At 63.7% G+C, this 17,002-nt stretch carries 15 protein-coding genes; 14 read left to right on the plus strand and 1 reads right to left on the minus strand.

The genetic code is table 11. The annotated features are described in order from the left end of the window. The first annotated feature begins 9 nt into the window (after positions 1 to 9). The 11 genes from NGM28_RS19950 (at position 10) to NGM28_RS20000 (ending at position 12,247) form a co-directional block, all read left to right on the plus strand. Positions 10 to 708, plus strand: a complete 699-nt coding sequence (locus NGM28_RS19950; RefSeq protein ID WP_240065697.1) for a PspA/IM30 family protein — start codon at positions 10 to 12, stop codon at positions 706 to 708. Between the two features lie 307 nt (positions 709 to 1,015). Then, the gene (locus NGM28_RS19955; protein ID WP_252091196.1) at positions 1,016 to 1,675 is read left to right on the plus strand and encodes a DUF2491 family protein; all 660 of its coding nucleotides are present in this window, start codon (positions 1,016 to 1,018) and stop codon (positions 1,673 to 1,675) included. Between the two features lie 12 nt (positions 1,676 to 1,687). Beyond that, positions 1,688 to 2,113, plus strand: coding sequence for a DUF350 domain-containing protein (locus NGM28_RS19960; protein ID WP_252091197.1), 426 nt, complete (start codon positions 1,688 to 1,690; stop codon positions 2,111 to 2,113). A gap of 25 nt (positions 2,114 to 2,138) precedes the next feature. Continuing rightward, entirely contained in the window at positions 2,139 to 2,888 is a 750-nt protein-coding gene (locus NGM28_RS19965; RefSeq protein WP_252091198.1) for a DUF1190 domain-containing protein, read from the plus strand. 2 nt (positions 2,889 to 2,890) lie between these two features. Next, entirely contained in the window at positions 2,891 to 4,048 is a 1,158-nt protein-coding gene (locus NGM28_RS19970) for a glutathionylspermidine synthase family protein (RefSeq protein WP_252091199.1), read from the plus strand. 83 nt (positions 4,049 to 4,131) lie between these two features. Further along, on the plus strand, positions 4,132 to 4,794 hold the full coding sequence (locus NGM28_RS19975) for a hypothetical protein (RefSeq protein ID WP_252091200.1): 663 nt from the start codon (positions 4,132 to 4,134) through the stop codon (positions 4,792 to 4,794). Between the two features lie 363 nt (positions 4,795 to 5,157). Then, complete coding sequence (locus NGM28_RS19980; RefSeq protein ID WP_252091201.1) at positions 5,158 to 6,453, plus strand: hypothetical protein; 1,296 nt, start codon at positions 5,158 to 5,160, stop codon at positions 6,451 to 6,453. Between the two features lie 676 nt (positions 6,454 to 7,129). Beyond that, complete coding sequence (locus tag NGM28_RS19985) at positions 7,130 to 7,615, plus strand: formate dehydrogenase subunit gamma (RefSeq protein WP_252091202.1); 486 nt, start codon at positions 7,130 to 7,132, stop codon at positions 7,613 to 7,615. Continuing rightward, positions 7,609 to 9,162 (plus strand): formate dehydrogenase beta subunit, encoded by a 1,554-nt coding sequence (locus tag NGM28_RS19990; protein ID WP_252091203.1) that lies wholly within the window; start codon positions 7,609 to 7,611, stop codon positions 9,160 to 9,162. Before NGM28_RS19985 ends, NGM28_RS19990 begins: the two co-directional genes overlap by 7 nt. Beyond that, complete coding sequence (fdhF, locus tag NGM28_RS19995) at positions 9,159 to 12,038, plus strand: formate dehydrogenase subunit alpha (protein ID WP_252091204.1); 2,880 nt, start codon at positions 9,159 to 9,161, stop codon at positions 12,036 to 12,038. Before NGM28_RS19990 ends, fdhF begins: the two co-directional genes overlap by 4 nt. Next, complete coding sequence (locus NGM28_RS20000) at positions 12,035 to 12,247, plus strand: formate dehydrogenase subunit delta (RefSeq protein ID WP_240067134.1); 213 nt, start codon at positions 12,035 to 12,037, stop codon at positions 12,245 to 12,247. Before fdhF ends, NGM28_RS20000 begins: the two co-directional genes overlap by 4 nt. A gap of 191 nt (positions 12,248 to 12,438) precedes the next feature. On the opposite strand, the gene NGM28_RS20005 is transcribed toward NGM28_RS20000, so the two are convergent. Beyond that, a complete protein-coding gene (locus NGM28_RS20005) occupies positions 12,439 to 12,765 on the minus strand; it encodes a hypothetical protein (RefSeq protein WP_353620528.1) in 327 nt (108 codons plus the stop codon). Here NGM28_RS20005 and NGM28_RS20010 point away from each other — a divergent pair. From NGM28_RS20010 to NGM28_RS20020, 3 genes are all read left to right on the plus strand, one after another. Further along, positions 12,703 to 13,074 carry a hypothetical protein gene (locus tag NGM28_RS20010; RefSeq protein WP_252091206.1) on the plus strand — a complete coding sequence of 124 codons (372 nt, stop codon included), beginning with the start codon at positions 12,703 to 12,705 and terminating at the stop codon, positions 13,072 to 13,074. The two genes, NGM28_RS20005 and NGM28_RS20010, sit on opposite strands and share 63 nt — an antisense overlap. A 60-nt stretch (positions 13,075 to 13,134) precedes the next feature. After that, the gene (locus NGM28_RS20015) at positions 13,135 to 14,952 is read left to right on the plus strand and encodes an ABC transporter ATP-binding protein/permease (RefSeq protein WP_240067136.1); all 1,818 of its coding nucleotides are present in this window, start codon (positions 13,135 to 13,137) and stop codon (positions 14,950 to 14,952) included. A gap of 296 nt (positions 14,953 to 15,248) precedes the next feature. Then, positions 15,249 to 16,976: a ShlB/FhaC/HecB family hemolysin secretion/activation protein gene (locus NGM28_RS20020; RefSeq protein WP_252091207.1), complete on the plus strand. Its 1,728-nt coding sequence runs from the start codon at positions 15,249 to 15,251 to the stop codon at positions 16,974 to 16,976. Positions 16,977 to 17,002 lie beyond the last annotated feature (26 nt).

Genomic DNA, 17,002 nt, shown 5'->3' on the forward strand with positions numbered 1-17,002 from the left:
AGATTTCCCATGAGCCTGTTGAAAAAGATCGTCACCGCCCTGCGTGGTGGCGCTTCGGAAGTCGGTGAGGCAATCGTCGACTCCCAAGCCCTGCGCATCCTCGACCAGGAGATCCGCGACGCCGACAACAACCTGATCGACGCACGCAACCAGCTGGTCAAGATCATGGCCAAGCACAAGACCGCGCAGCAGCGCATCGAAGAGTTCAACAAGACCATCGGCGACTGGGAGCAGAAAGCCATCGCCGCCCTGGACAAGGGCGAAGAGGGCCTGGCCCACGAATGCGCCGCGCGCATCGCCGACCTGACCAACCAGCGCGACTCCGAACAGGCGCTGGCCGACCAGTTCGGCGCTTCGGTGAAAACCCTGTCCGACACGGTCAACAAGACCGAAGGCCAGATCAAGGGCCTTAAGCAGCAGGTCGACCTGATCAAGGCCCGCGAAAGCGTGCAGCGCGCCCAGGTCAGCGCGGCCTCGGCCACCGGTGGTGCCAACGGCAGCCTGGAAACGGCGGTGGGTTCGCTGGATCGCATCAAGAAGCGCCAGAGCGAGCGCGCCGCCGAACTGGAAGCCGCGGCAGAGTTGGCGGGCAAGGCCGATGGCAGCGACCTGGAGGCGCGCCTGAAGGCCGCTGGCATTGGTGGCAGCAACAGTGGTGCCGACGATGTGCTGGCGCGTTTGAAGGCCAAGGCGGCGAAGCCGGAGTGATCAAGGGTGAGTGAGGCCAGCAGTGTTGTGCTGGCTGCACTGGCCTGTTCGCCGGCAAAGCCGGCTCCTACAGGTACCGCGCCGATCTTTGGGACAGCGCTGCACCTGTAGGAGCCGGCTTGCCGGCGAACAGCAGGCCACACCATTGGCGCGGCCAATGAAAACCAGTATCGTGGCGCCCCCGCCAAAGGACTGCCGCGACCCCCAAGGGATGCTTCATGTCGCCCTCACCCCACAGGCCCTGCCTGTTCGCGTCACCTCTGGCCTGCGTCCACGCTCCGTCACAACCTCACCAAGGAGACACCCCGTGGGTTGGTTGAAACGCTTCATGGGCTTCGAGGCGCCCAAGCCCGCAGCCACTTCCGCCAAAGCCTCCGGCAACCTGCCGTTCGGCCTGGCCAGCGGCCGCCTGATCAAGCTCGACAGCTCGCTCAAGCTGCTGCTCGACGGCCACAGCGAACTGCAAGTCCCCGACCAGGAAGTGGTCTGGGCCGTCGGTGAGGTCGACCTCGGCCAATCGATGCGCCTGGCGCGCTTCTACATGGAAGACGAGGACTACTGGCTGCAGGTGGTGATGAACGGCGCGTCGGCCGACGATGTACGCGACATCATCCTGTTCGGCTACTACAGCGCGGTGCCCATCAATAGCGACGCGGAACTCAAGCGCCTGGTCGGCCCGGAATCGAGCATCGGCCTGCCGTACTACGAGCACGAAGGCTACGAATTCGTTCGCCAGTGGGGCAGCGAGGAAGGGCAGACCGAACTGACGCCGATCAGCGAGTGGGTCACCAGCCCCGAAACCAGCTATCGCATCCAGCACTTGTCCATGCTGTATGCCCGCGAGACCGGCCTGACCGATCGCCGCGAATTCCTCCTGCTGTCGGTGGAGGAAGACGAAGAAGGAAATGTCAGCCTCACCACCTCGGTGGGCGTCACCCTGCAATCAACGGACTTTCACGTCATCTGACAAGGATTCACCATGCTCGAAGCACTTCGCATGTCGCTCAACGCCGAGGCGGTAATCGGCTTCATTCTCTACATCAGCGTGGCGCTGGTGCTGTTCTGGGTGTTCCAGTTCATCTACACCCACCTCACCCCGCACCGCGAGTTCGCCCTGATTCGCGACAACAACAGTGCCGCGGCCATCGCCCTGGGTGGCGCGTTGATCGGCTTCTCGCTGCCGGCCAGCAACATCATCGCCTACAGCGTCAGCCTGCTCGACTTCGTGGTCTGGGTGGTGATCGCCGCAGCAGTCCAACTGCTGGCCTTCGGCATCACCAGCCTGGTGCTCAAGGGCCTGGCCAACCGTATCGCCAAAGGCGAGATGGCCGCCGCGATCTACGCCGCCACCGTGGCGATCAGCGTGGGCTTCCTCAACTCGGCCTGCATGACCCCGTCGGTCTGACTCGTTCGCGCGCAAGGAGCCCTTCATGAGACGCAGTTCCGTCAAGCTGGTATTGGCCAGCTCCCTGCCGCTGGCGCTCAGCGCATGCAGCGCGCCAGAGGAAACCTACACGGTCAGCAAGCGCACCAACTACACCACCGTGCAGGCTTGTGTCGACGACAAGGTAGCGGTGGATGTGTGTTCCGACGCCTACATGCAGGCGCTGGCCGACCACCGCCGTATCGCCCCCACCTATGGCGACAAGGCAGCCTGCGAGGCCGATTTCGTGCCGGACTATTGCCAAGTGACCAGCGATGGCCGCTACATGCCGCGCCTGGGTGGCTTCGAGTTGGCGGTGTCGGGCGAAGTCAGTCAATCGCAGGTCGACGCGGCTCGCGCCCAGATCGAGAACAGTGGCCAGGGTGGCAGCGGTGGCAGCAATGTCAACGGCCTGCTCACTGGCCTGCTGCTGGGGCAGGTGCTCAGCGGCGGCAACCGCCAGTACTACTCGCAGCCGGTCTACCAGTACCGTGACAGCCGTGGCGACTACCGTAACTCGACGCTGGGGCAGCAGGTTGACCAGGGCAAGCGTTTCGAGCGCTCCGACCAGGCCCAGAGCAGTGGCACCGGCAGCTACACCTACTCAGGTGGTTCTTCCAACCGCAACTACACCTCGAAGTCTTCCACCCGCTCCAGCGTCTCTTCGTCGACCTCCCGTGGCGGCTTCGGCAGCCAGGCCACCGCGCGCAGCGGCTGGGGCGGCAAGAGCAGCGGCGGCTTCAGTTTCGGCGGTTGACCATGCGCAGGATCAGCATCGAAGAGCGCCCGGACTGGCGCGCCACCGCCGAACGCGAGGGCTTCGCCTTCCATACCATCGACGGCGAGCGCTACTGGGACGAGCGCGGCTACTACCAGTTCAGTGAAGCCCAGGTCAGCCGCGACCTGGAAGCGCCGACCCAGGAGCTGCACGCCATGTGCCTGGACGCGGTCGAGCGGATCGTCGACAGCGAGGCATTGATGACGCGCCTGGCCATCCCGCCGGCGTTCTTCGACCTGGTGCGCCGTTCGTGGAAGGAAGGCCAGCGCCACCTGTATGGTCGCTTCGACTTCAGCTATGACGGCAGCGGCCCGGCCAAGCTGATCGAGGCCAACTACGACACGCCGACCTCGCTCTACGAGGCGGCGGCGTTCCAGTTGATCTGGCTGGAAGAGCAGATCCAGCGCGGTGTGCTGCCGCCGCACGCCAGCCAGTTCAACACCCTGGCCGAGGACCTGGTGAAAGCGTTCGCGGCATTCGAGCGCGAAAGCCTGTTCTATTTCTCTGCCATTGGCGGCTCGGCGGAAGACCGTGGCACCACCGACTTCCTGCGCAAGATGGCCGGGCATGTAGGTATCAGTACCCGGCACATCGATCTGGAAGATATCGGCCTGGACGGTGCGGGGCGCTTCGTCGACCTGGAAGGCCAGCCGATCCCGCGGTTGTTCAAGCTGCATGCCTGGGAGCACATCTTCCATGAGGACTTCGGCCGCGCCATCGCCGGGAGTGGCACCCAGTTCATCGAGCCGGCCTGGAAGTCGCTGATCTCCAACAAGGGCATCCTGCCGTTGTTGTGGGAGTGGCATGAGGGGCATCCGAACCTGCTGCCGGCGTACCTCGATCAGAATCCGCGCAGCCCGGTACCCAAGGGCTGGGTGCGCAAGCCGTACTTCTCCCGCGAGGGGGCCAACGTCGACATCCGCACGCCCGACGACCAGCGGGTGTTCGAGGATGGGCCCTACGACGACGCACCCTACATCCTCCAGGCGTTCGCGCCACTGCCGAAGTTCGGCGACAGCTACACCCTGATCGGTTCGTGGGTGATCGGCGACCTGGCCTCGGGCATCGGCATTCGCGAGGACGATTCGTTGATCACCAAGGACAGCTCGCGTTTCCTGCCCCACGTGGTGCTGGACTGAGGGCGTGGCAGACGTTGGCGGCAATCGCTGGTAGCATCTGGCTACCATTGCTTTGCAGTATTGCCTCACACAAGGAGTGTTGGATGTTCAAGCAACTCGCGATTGCATGTTTTGCCCTGGCCGTGGCCACTGGCGCCTCGGCCCAGGCCCAGCCGAAACTGTTCAAGGACTATGCCTACGATTCGCCCCAGAGCGCCTACACCCAGGCTCAGGGTTTCGAGGATTGCAGCGACTGGGTGGGCAAGCCGGCGTTGTGCCGGGACGGCGCGAGCTTCCTGGGCGAGGATTTCAGCGAGGCGCTGATCTTCACCGATGGCAAGCTGCGCATGGTGACGTTGTACACGCCTGAAACCGATGGTTTGGTGGACAAGGTCGTCACGGCGATGGGCAAGTCGTTCGTCATGACCATCTTCGCCGATGGCAAGACCGAAATGGACCTGATCAAGCTGTCCCGCAGCGCGAAGAACCGTGAAGAGGTGGTCAACACCCTGACGAGTTTCCAGTCCGAGGCCGTTGCCAGTGGCAACTACTCGGCGACCTTCATCGAAAGCTTCGAGTTGCCGAAGAAGAAGCCGACTGATGTCATCCAGCTGATGATGGCCGCTCCGGAGAACGTGCGGATCGCCCAGTTGCAGGTGATGGCTGATGCAGATGATGAGTCCACGGTGATGGTGCGGTTCGCCTATCCGAAGCTGGACAGCAAGGCTGCGGCCAAGCAGGTCAAGGCGGCCGACGAGGCGTTCTGAGCGTCGGCAAGATCACTCCTGGTTCATTGATCCGGAACTACCTTTGCGGGAGCGGGCTTGACCCGTGATGGTGCTCAACCAGCCTACACATGAACCAGATCTTCAGATCCAACCTGCAGGAGCCGGCTTGAACTGGCGAAGGCCGGCCTCCGCAGGAAGGCAGCTACCCCCTGTTTGCCTGAGGAAGCGCTCTGGGCGCCTTCGCAGCTGTCCGACATTTCTACTTCGTTAGCGCCCACCCATAGGGCGTTGCTCCTGGGCTGCGCCCCAAGTGGATGCCAGATAAAAAAAATGACAGTTCTTGGTATCACGCACCCTATGAATAAGGGAGGCTGGTTTTATTGAAACCACCGAGGCCTGATCATGTTTAACCCCATTCGCAGCAACGCCAGCAGCACCACCGCCCTCTGTTTCAACGATTTGAAAAGCGCCTTCGCTTCAATCGAAGCCCTCAGTCGCGATTTCGAGCATATCGCGGATTTCGACGAAGAACCTGAGAAGGCGCTGGTCTACTTGGATAAAAAGGCTGCCGAGCTATCCAAGGATACATGGATTCAGAAAATAATAAATTGCGTGACGTCTCAACAAAGCAAGAGCGGATTTATCAAGGCTGTATTGATCGCATTGGTGCTTAGCAAGCGGGAACAACTTTTGGGAGGAGAGCGGGAAGCGCTTCTAGGTAGCATGAAGACGATCTTGGAGAACGTGCCAAAAGACACGCTGAAGGACATCGAAATCCATTGTGCTGATAACGGAAAGATGCTCCGGATTAATGTTGGCAAGCATAATCTCGAATTTGGAAGCCAAGTGCTTGATCTGTCGGATTGTGTGGCTCCAGAGTTCGCAGAGCTTTACAAGAGCTTTAAAGATACTGTTGAGGAGATTGAATATGGTGTGCCAGTTGTCAATCATCGTTCGAGCGCCTCAGCCCCGCCTTCGCGCCTCTCTGTGATTCTGGAGGAAGTATCTGAAGGCTCCCGTGCCCAGGCTGAGGGAAAAGATGTACCTACGAAAAGAATGCCGCCCACAGTTCGTACTGAAACATCAATCGATTCTGAACATCCAAATGAATTGCCGAGCATACATGATTCTCAGGATGGCTTGAAACGCCAAAAAATAGAGTTCGCTCAGGATATGGCAGGTCTTAGAATCTTTAAACAAGAAATTACTGAGGAAGCCCTGCGATCCCTGCGAGCTCTGAAGCCTTCCGATTCGACTGTGAGCATGGAGAGTGAAAATAGCACCGCGACGTCACCGGGCGGTGTAGTGAGAACATCTGTTCAGCCAGCAACGCCCCCAGCAGCCAGCAAAAGTACCAATGCCCAAGAGGCCTTCGTAGAGATAAAACACGCACTGCCGGGGGTTACATTTGGGCGTGTCTCATCGGACCAAGCTGAGTATTTGAAGGTCATTGGAAATGAGGGGGACTGGAAGTCCATGTACAAGGCGCTCGGTACAAATCTGACTAGCAGAAAAGATTTTACGCCGGACAGAGAACTTGAGGGCCTAATCAAAAGGATTAGCGTCAAAAAAACAAGTGCACCGAAAGCTGAAAGCTATGAAGTATTGCTTTCAATGCACCCGGACATTAAGGGTGTGTACATAAAAATCACTAAAGAGGCTGCGGAGAGTCTATTAATTTCCGCTGGGAGAAAATAGATTCTTCACGAAGCCCTGTAAAAACAGAAGCAAGCGTGCTGTTTTGTGGGCTGATGCTCGTACGCGCCAATAAGTGCCCCAAGCGCTTAATGGCGCGGCCGAAGCCAACCCCGCTGCTCGTGCCGGCATATAGCTACGTAGACGCAACCGGCCCGATTTCGCAGGCCGGTCACTTCGTCCACTTGGTCATCGCGCCATGCATGCAGGCCAAGAGCCCATGACCAGCGACGAGTAGCCTGCCATGGTGAAGAAGCGTCGCGCCGGGGCTACTTCGCAAGCACTCCGTAAACCCCCCGCCTTTTCAAAGATGGAGCGTAAGCGATACACGGGGCACGCGGCTCCACGGCAGAAGGGCTTCGTAGTCAACTGCGGGTCTGCTGTTCCTGCAGTGGAACTGTTTGCTCATGTTGGTTTTTTATTTCTTTCGGGTTGTGATTTTGGACACAAGCAGGCAAGGGTCGGTTTCAGGACGCGCCGGGTCGCCCGCGCACATCCAACCCGCGCCAGACCTGCCATGCTTTCAGGATGCCCACGGACCGAGTGCGCCAAGACACACGGCCACGGACAAGGAGGGTGCCCGGCCCACGCCACCGTGACGTGGCCGGTGCGCCGCAGCTGAACACCGCCGGACACCTGCCCGCCACTCGGGCCGCTCCGGGCTGACGAGGTTTGCTGTATGCCTGACGACTCGAACCACCTGCCCCTGATCCAGCGCGTCCTGGCGCGCGAGAAGCACACCCCCGGCGCTTTGTTGCCGATCCTCCACGCTGTCCAGGCCGGCATCGGCCATATCCCGGACGCCGCCGTCGGCGAAATCGCCCATGCCCTCAACCTCAGCCTGGCCGAGGTGCGCGGGGTGATCAGCTTCTACCACGATTTTCGCACCACGCCACCGGCCCGCCACACCCTGCGCCTGTGCCGCGCTGAGTCGTGCCAGAGCCGCGGCGCCGAGGCGCTGGCCGCGCAGTTGCGCGAGCAGTTGGGGCTGGATGATCACGGCACCAGCGAAGACGGCGCGTTGAGCCTGAAGCCGGTGTATTGCCTGGGAGCCTGCGCCTGCTCACCCGCCCTGGAGCTCGATGGCCAGTTGCACGCCCGGGTCACGCCGGAGCGCCTGCGGGCACTGGTCGCCGGCTGCCGCGAGGAGGTGAAGGCATGCTGAGCTTGTACATTCCCTGTGATTCGGTGGCGCGTGCGGTCGGTGCGGACGCAGTGGCCGACGCCCTGGTGCTTGAGGCCGAACGCCGTCAGGTACCGTTGCGCATCAAGCGCACCAGTGCCCGTGGCCTGTACTGGCTGGAGCCGTTGCTGGAGCAGGAAACCGAAGCGGGTCGCCTGGGCTTCGGGCCGGTCACCGTCGAGGACATTCCAGGCTTGCTGGACGCGTTGGCCAGCAATCCCGGCAGCCATGCGCTGGCACTGGGGCCGGTTGAGCAGATCCCTTACCTCAAGACCCAGCAACGCTTGCTGTTCGCCCGTGCCGGCATCACCCGGCCGTTGTCGCTGGACGACTACCACGCCAACGGCGGCTTCGAGGGGCTGCGCCAGGCCACACTGATGGAGGGCGACGAGGTGGTCGCCGCCGTGCTCGATTCGGGCCTGCGCGGGCGCGGCGGCGCGGCGTTTCCGGCAGGCATCAAGTGGCGCACCGTGCGCCAGGCCCAGGCCGCGCGCAAGTACGTGGTGTGCAATGCCGACGAAGGCGATTCCGGCACCTTCGCCGACCGCATGCTGATGGAGGGCGACCCGTTCCTGCTGATAGAAGGCATGATCATCGCCGGGCTGGCGGTGGGCGCCAGCCATGGCTACATCTATGTGCGCTCGGAATACCCGGACGCCATCCGCGTGCTGAACGAAGCGATCCTGCTGGCCCGTGAAGCCGGTTACCTGGATGTTGCCGGCAACGGCCTGGCTTTCCACCTGGAGGTGCGGGTGGGGGCGGGGGCCTACATCTGCGGCGAGGAAACCGCGCTGCTCGAGTCGATCGAAGGCAAGCGCGGCATCGTCCGGGCCAAGCCACCGCTGCCCGCGCTGGAGGGGCTGTTCGGCCAGCCGACCCTGGTGCACAACGTGCTTACCCTGGCCTCGGTGCCGATCATCCTGGCCAAGGGGGCTGCCTTCTACCGTGACTTCGGCATGGGGCGTTCGCTGGGGACCTTGCCATTCCAGCTGGCGGGCAATGTCCTTCGCGGTGGGCTGGTGGAGCGCGCCTTTGGCCTCACCTTGCGCGAGTTGGTGGAGGGTTACGGCGGTGGTACCGCCAGCGGCCGGCCGATCAAGGCGGCGCAGGTTGGCGGCCCACTGGGCGCCTGGGTGCCACCCGCGAATTTCGACACGCCGTTGGACTACGAGGCGTTCGCCGCCATGGGCGCGATGCTGGGCCACGGCGGCGTGGTGGTGGCCGACGACACCCTGGACATGGCCGGCATGGCCCGCTTCGCCTTGCAATTCTGTGCCGAGGAGTCTTGCGGCAAGTGTACCCCGTGCCGGATCGGCTCCACCCGTGGCGTGGAGGTGATCGACAGGTTGATCGCCAGCACCGATCCGTCGTATCGACAGCACCAGGCCGGGCTGCTTCGCGACCTGTGCGACACCCTGCAGTACGGCTCGCTGTGCGCCATGGGTGGGATGACCCCGTATCCGGTGGTCAGCGCCCTCGAACACTTCCCCGCCGATTTTGGTTTGGCCACCGCGGAGGCTGAGCAATGATCCATTACTTCGACCCCAGCAACGACATCGACCTCGGCACACCCGCACGTACCAGCGAGACGCAGATAAGCCTGTCCATCGACGGCCGAGCGATCAGCGTGCCGGCCGGTACCTCGGTGATGCGCGCCGCTGCGCTGCTCGGTACCACCATCCCGAAACTGTGTGCCACCGACAGCCTCGAAGCCTTCGGCTCTTGCCGCATGTGCATGGTCGAGATCGACGGCATGCGTGGCTACCCGGCGTCCTGCACCACGCCGGTCACGCAAGGCATGGTGGTGCGCACGCAGACCCCGCGCCTGGCCGATCTGCGGCGCAATGTGATGGAGTTGTACATCTCCGACCACCCGCTGGACTGCCTGACCTGTTCGGCCAACGGCAACTGCGAGTTGCAGACCGTCGCCGGCCAGGTCGGCCTGCGCGAGGTGCGCTATGGCTACGAGGGCGCCAACCACCTGGCCGAACAGAAGGACGTGTCCAACCCGTACTTCGACTACGAGCCCAGCAAGTGCATCGTCTGCAACCGCTGCGTGCGTGCCTGCGAGGATATCCAGGGCACCTTCGCCCTGACCATCACCGGGCGCGGCTTCGATTCGCGGGTGGCGGCGGCCGGCGGCGACAACTTCCTGAACTCCGAATGTGTGTCGTGCGGTGCCTGTGTGCAGGCCTGTCCGACCGCCACCTTGAGCGAGAAGAGTCTTGTGCAGTTGGGCCAGCCCGAACGGGCGGTGATCACCACCTGCGCCTACTGCGGCGTGGGTTGCTCGTTCCGTGCCGAGATGAAAGGCGACCAACTGGTGCGCATGGTCCCGGACAAGCAGGGCGGCGCCAACCACGGCCACGCTTGCGTCAAGGGTCGCTTCGCCTGGGGCTACGCGACTCACCCGGACCGTATCACCAAACCCATGATCCGCAAGCGCCTGCAAGACCCTTGGCAGGAGGTCAGCTGGGAGGAGGCGGTAACCTACGCCGCCAGCGAGTTCCGTCGCATCCAGCTCAAGTACGGGCGCGATTCCATCGGTGGTATCACTTCCAGCCGTTGCACCAACGAAGAGGCGTACCTGGTCCAGAAACTGGTACGCACGGCCTTCCGCAACAACAACGTCGACACCTGCGCGCGGGTTTGCCATTCCCCCACCGGCTATGGCCTGAAACAGACCTTGGGCGAGTCCGCCGGCACCCAGAGTTTCGATTCGGTGATGCAGGCCGACGTGGTGCTGGTGATCGGCGCCAACCCCACCGACGCCCACCCGGTGTTCGGCTCCCAGCTCAAGCGCCGCCTGCGCCAGGGCGCGCGGCTGATCGTCATCGACCCGCGGCGCATCGACCTGGTCGATTCGCCCCATGCCCGCGCCGAGCTGCACCTGCAACTGCGCCCAGGCACCAACGTGGCCATGCTCAACGCCCTGGCCCATGTGATTGTCACCGAAGGCCTGCTCGACCAGCGCTTCATCGATGCCCGCTGCGAAACCGAAGACTTCGCCCGCTGGCGTGACTTCGTTGCCCACCCCGACAACGCCCCGGAAGTGCTTGGCCCAGTGTGCGGCGTGCCCGCCGAGCAGATCCGCGCCGCCGCCTGGCTGTACGCCACCGGCGGCAACGCGGCGATCTACTACGGCCTGGGCGTCACCGAGCACAGCCAGGGCAGCACGGCGGTGATGGGCATCGCCAACCTGGCCATGGCCACCGGCAACATTGGCCGCGAAGGGGTAGGGGTGAACCCCCTGCGCGGGCAGAACAACGTGCAAGGCTCGTGCGACATGGGCTCGTTCCCCCACGAGCTGCCCGGCTACCGGCATATTTCCAACGAAAGCGTGCGCGCCGAGTTCGAGCAGGCCTGGGGCGTGACCTTGCAACCCGACCCGGGCCTGCGCATCCCCAACATGTTCGAGGCGGCGCTGGACGGCAGTTTCAAGGCGCTGTACTGCCAGGGCGAGGACATTGCCCAGAGCGACCCCAACACCCAGCACGTTACCGCCGCGTTGCTGGCCATGGAGTGCGTGGTGGTGCAGGACATCTTCCTCAACGAGACGGCCAAGTTCGCCCATGTGTTCCTGCCGGGCAGCTCGTTCCTGGAGAAGGACGGCACCTTCACCAATGCCGAGCGGCGCATCTCGCGGGTGCGCAAGGTGATGGAGCCGCTGGCCGGCAAGGCCGACTGGGAGGCGACCATGGCCCTGGCCGGCGCCCTGGGTTACACCATGGACTACCAGCACCCTTCGCAGATCATGGACGAGATCGCCCGCCTGACCCCGACCTTCCGCCGGGTCAGCTACGCCGAGCTCGACCGCCACGGCAGCCTGCAATGGCCGTGCAACGACGCCGCGCCCGATGGCACGCCGACCATGCACATCGACCAGTTCGTGCGCGGCAAGGGGCGCTTCATGCTCACTGGCTACGTGCCCACCGACGAGAAGGTCAACACCCGCTATCCGCTGCTGCTGACCACCGGGCGCATTCTCAGCCAGTACAACGTCGGTGCGCAGACGCGGCGTACCGGCAATGTCGCCTGGCACGACGAGGACCGCCTGGAAATCCACCCCACCGACGCCGAAAGCCGGGGCATCAGCGAGGGTGACTGGGTGGGTATCGGCAGCCGCTCGGGGCAAAGCGTGTTGCGCGCCAAGGTCAGTGGCCGGGTGGCGCCGGGGGTGGTGTACACCACCTTCCACTTCCCTGAGTCTGGCGCCAACGTGATCACCACCGACAACTCCGACTGGGCGACCAACTGCCCGGAATACAAGGTCACCGCGGTGGAGGTGGTGAAGGTGTTCCAGCCCTCGGAATGGCAGAAGCGCTACCAGAGCTTCAGTGACGAACAGCGGCGTTTGCTCAAGGAAAGACGCCACGCCGAGGCGAAGGAGGAGGTGCGCCGATGAGCAGCGACAACCTGGTGAAGATGGCCAACCAGATCGCCCATTACTTCGACAGCGAGCCGGATCATGCAAAGGCGGTGCAGGGTGTTAGGCAGCACCTGCAGAGCTTCTGGACACCGGCGATGCGCCGGCATTTGGGTGAGCGGTTGCAGGCCGAGGGAGGCGAGGGGCTGGATGCGTTGGTGCGTGAGGCGCTTCAGCCGGTGGTTTGATTGTCGTGCAGAGTGTTCGGAATTCACGCCTGCCCCTGTAGGAGCGGCCTTGAGCCGCGAAAGGGCTGCGTAGCGGCCCCAGGATTTCAGGGTCGGGCAAAGATCGCCGGGGCCGCTGTGCGGCCCTTTCGCGGCTCAAGGCCGCTCCTACAGGGGCCGCTGTGCGGCCCTTTCGCGGCTCAAGGCCGCTCCTACAGGGGGCGCGTAAGGCTGAGGGGCTGGGGCTTGCCCCGCGACAGGGCGCTAAAATTCCGGCTCAATCGCATCGCCAGAAATAAACCTGCTCCGGATCCCCTTCGTCGAGGTGCTCGACCACCCCGCTCTCGACAAACCCCTGGCGCTCCAGCAGCCGGCGCATCGGCGCATTGGAACGGTTGGTAGAGGTGAACAGCTTCTTCTCCCGGCATTCGGCCTGAATGTGAGCCACCAGCGCTAACCCCCAGCCCGCTGCGTCGATGGCTTTCGCCAACCATCAGCATCTCGATGAACGTACAGCCGAAAAAATGCCGGTGCATCACCGCATACGCGGCTACCGCGCCGCCAACCTCGGCTATCAGGCAAAGGTACTGCCCGAGCCAGGCGGCGATCTGTCCAGCGCGTCGCGGGTCGTGTCGGGCGACGCTGTCGATGGCAATCAGGGCAGGGAGGTCCTCTGGTTCAGCAAGGCGAATATGCATGGTTCGGCTCTAGGTTGGAGATTTTGCAAATATGGGTGTGCAAGGCTCATGGTTATATCTGCCGCCGGCGATGTTGGTGGCATTACGCCCGTAGGAGCCGGCTTGCCGGCGAAGAGGCCGGAACAGGCAAAGATGAAATGTCCGTCATGAATGCAAGGGTGATTCTGTGCCAATGCTACGCTCGCGGAAACACCTCGACGGACATCCACCATGGACATGAACTGGCACCAGGCCCTGCAAGAGAGCCTGAGCTGGCTGGCAATCGCCTCTTTGATCACCCTCGTCGGCTTCACTGCCGCTGCCGTACTGGCCATACGCTGTACCCGTTGGGGCAGCCAGTTCTGGCAGCTGGCCGGGCCCTATTTCAGTTTCAGGCGCAGTTGGCGACCCTTGCTGGCCTTCGCCTTGCTGCTGGTGCTGACGCTGTTCTCGGTGCGCCTGAACGTGCTGTTCTCGTTCTGGTACAACGGTTTCTACAGCGCCCTGCAAGGCCTTGACCAGGCCGCCTTCTGGTACCTGCTCGGGGTGTTCGCGGTGCTGGCCACCATCCATGTGCTGCGTTCGCTGTTCACCTTCTACGTGACCCAGGCGTTCAACATCCACTGGCGGGTCTGGCTCACCGAGCGCCTGAGCGCCGACTGGATGCGCGGTGACGCCTATTACCGTGGGCAGTTCCTCGCGGAACCGGTGGACAACCCCGATCAGCGTATCGAGTTGGACATCAATGCCTTCGTTTCCGGCTCGGTGTCGCTGGCGCTGGGAGCGGTGAGCGCGCTGGTTTCGCTGGTGGCCTTCACCGGCATTCTCTGGGGCCTGTCGGCGCCGCTGACGGTGGCTGGCATCGAAGTGCCACGGGCGATGGTGTTCGCCGTGTACGTCTATGTGCTGATCGCCACCTGGATTGCCTTCCGCCTGGGCAAGCCGCTGATCCGCCTGAATTTCCTCAACGAAAAACTCACCGCCAACTTCCGTTACGCGCTGATGCGCCTGCGCGAGAACGCCGAGAACATCGCCTTCTATCAAGGTGGGCAGGTCGAGCGCGGCACCTTGCTGACGCGCTTCTTCGCCCTGATCGGCAATGCCTGGGCGCTGGTGTTCCGGAACCTGAAGTTCAGCGGCTTCAACCTGGGCATCAGCCAGGTCGCGGTGGTATTCCCGTTCATTCTCCAGGCGCCGCGGTTCTTCAGTGGCGCGATCAAGCTCGGCGACGTGATGCAGACCTCCCAGGCGTTCGGCCAGGTGCAGGATTCGCTGTCGTTCTTCCGTGAGTCCTACGACACCTTCGCCCAGTACCGCGCCACCCTCGACCGTCTGACCGGTTTCCTCGACGCCAACCAGCAGGCCAGCGCCTTGCCCCGGGTGTTCAGCGAGGACCAGCCGCGTGCCTTGGATATCAGCGGGCTGCAGGTGATGCGCCCCGATGGCCATGCCTTGATCGCCGACCTCGACCTGAGCCTGCAGGCTGGCCAGGCCCTGCTGATCAGGGGGCCGTCGGGCAGTGGCAAGACCACATTGCTGCGTGCCCTGGCGGGGCTGTGGCCCTATGCCGAGGGTGAGGTAAGGCGACCCATGGGCAAGCAGGCGCTGTTCCTGTCCCAGCGCCCGTACTTGCCGCTGGGGGACCTGCGCACCGCCATCGCCTATCCGGCGGACGCCACGCCCGCAGACGATGCGCGCATGCAGCAGGCCCTGCGCCAGGTCAACCTGGCGCACCTGGCCGAGCGCCTGGACACCCCCAATGACTGGGCGCATATCCTCTCGGTGGGGGAACAGCAGCGCCTGGCGTTCGCCCGGGTGCTGTTCAACCAGCCGCAGGTGGTGTTCCTCGACGAGTCCACCTCGGCGATGGATGAGGGCTTGGAGCACGCGCTGTATTCACTGCTGCGCACGGAGATGCCGGCGACATTGCTGGTCAGTGTCGGGCATCGCAGTACGTTGTCCGGGTTCCATACGCACCGCCTGGAGGTGGACGGGCAGGGGGGCTGGTCCCTGCTGGAGCAGCAACCTGCGGTCGGGACGCCTGCCTGATACCGCACACCGGCCCCCTGGGCTGCGCTATCGCGCCCAGGGCGGCCCCCTGTAGGAGCGGCTTCAGCCGCGATCACCCGCGAAGCGGGTGCCACACACCGCGATGCCTGCATCGCGGCTAAAGCCGCTCCTGCAGCCAGGCGTATTGCCGCTGGCAAGGAAGCACTTCCCGATACCCCATTCCCCCCAAGGTCAGCACACTGACCCTCATCGATGTTTAATTGACGTCAAGATGATGGCAAATTAATATCGCGCGCTTTATCGATTTTGCTGTTGCGATTTTCGAAGGATCGAGGATGCATCTCTCTACTGCTGGTGCACGCCTACGTGTCGTGCTGACCAGCTTTTGCCTTTTGGCGGCGTTCAACACGGCGGCCGCACCGTTCGACAACCCTGGCGACCAGGACCTGATCCGCGATCGGCAGAACCGCCTGCTGGAAGAGCAGCAGCGGCGCCTCGAAGAGCTCAAGAACCTGCCCGGCGAGCGTGCCGCGGCGCAGGCCCCCTCGGCCCCTGGTGAGGGGCGCTGCTTCCCGATCGAGACCCTCGACCTCAAGGGCGCCGACAGCCTGTCGGCGGGCGACCGCGCCCGCCTTGTCGCACCCTACAGCGGCCAGTGCCTGGGCGCGGCCCAGCTCAACGAGCTGCTCAAGGTCATCACCGATCGCTACATCGCCAAGGGCCTGGTGACCAGTCGCGCCTACCTGCCCCAGCAGGACCTGTCGAGCGGCCATTTGCAGGTGCTGGTGGTCGAGGGCCGCCTTGAAGGCCTGAAGGCCGCCGACGGCAGCCAGCTCAGCCCCCGTGAACTGGCCATGAGCTTTCCTGGCCGGGATGGCGAGCTGCTCAACCTGCGGGAAGTGGAGCAACTGGTCGACCAGCTCAATCGGCTGCCGTCCAACCAGGCCAAGATGCAACTGACGCCCGGCCAGGCCGTCGGTGGCAGTGTCGTGCAGGTCGCGAATACCCCACAGAAACCCTGGCGTGCCGGCCTGTCGCGCAGCAACGACGGGCAGAAGAGCACCGGTGAACAGCAGTGGGGGGCTTCCCTGGAATGGGACAGCCCGCTGGGGTTGGCCGACCAGTTGGTCGTGCGCGGCGGCCATGATGCCATCAACGACCACCAGAAGACCTCCGGCAACGCCATGCTCTACTACAACCTGCCGTTCGGCTGGTGGAACCTCAGCTACAGCTACAGCCAGAGCGACTACCGTTCGCTGGCGCGCGCCGATGGCTACCCCTTCAAGTGGAGCGGCGACAGCCAGAACCACCAGTTGCGCCTGGAACGGGTGATCCACCGCGACGCGGTCAGCAAGACTTCGCTGAGCGCCGGCCTGGCCCACCTGCGCACCCACAACTACATCGAAGACAGCAAGCTCGCCGCCAGCAGCAACCGCCTGAGCGAAGCGCAGTTCGGCATCAACCACGGCCGGCGCATCGGCGGTGCCTTCGTCAACCTCGACCTCGGCCTGCAGGACGGTGTCGGGGCGCTGGGGGCCCAGGAGCAGGACGAGCGCGACAAGCACGGCAACCGCCAGCCCAACGCCCGTTACCGCAAGTACAGCGCCACCGTCAGCTACCTGCAGCCGTTCAAGCTGGGCGGCGAGTCGCTGGTGTTCAGCAGCCTGGTCACGGCGCAGCGCAGCGAGGACATCCTGTTCAGCCCGCAGCGCATGAGCCTGGGCAGCCAGTCCTCGATCCGCGGCTACAAGGACCAGAGCCTGGCCGGCGACAGCGGCTACTACTGGCGCAACGACCTGCGCTGGAGCCGCCAGGTGGGCTGGGACTGGCTGCGTCCGGTGCTGGCCGAGTACGGCGTCGGCCTGGGCTACGACCTGGGCGCCATCGCCAACGGCCGCTACAACGCCGCCCAGCATGGGCGGATGTCCAGCGACGCCATCGAGCTGTTCACCCGTGGGCGCCACGTTGCCGCCAGCGTGACCTTCGCCCATTCCCTCGAGCGCCCGGACGTGGTGAGGGACGCTGAAGCCCCGGTCTACTTCCGCCTCGATTTCTTCCTTTGATACCGTTTTGACACCGAGATGCCCGA

Source organism: Pseudomonas sp. MWU13-3659, assembly GCF_023757525.1.
Lineage (GTDB): Bacteria > Pseudomonadota > Gammaproteobacteria > Pseudomonadales > Pseudomonadaceae > Aquipseudomonas > Aquipseudomonas entomophila_E.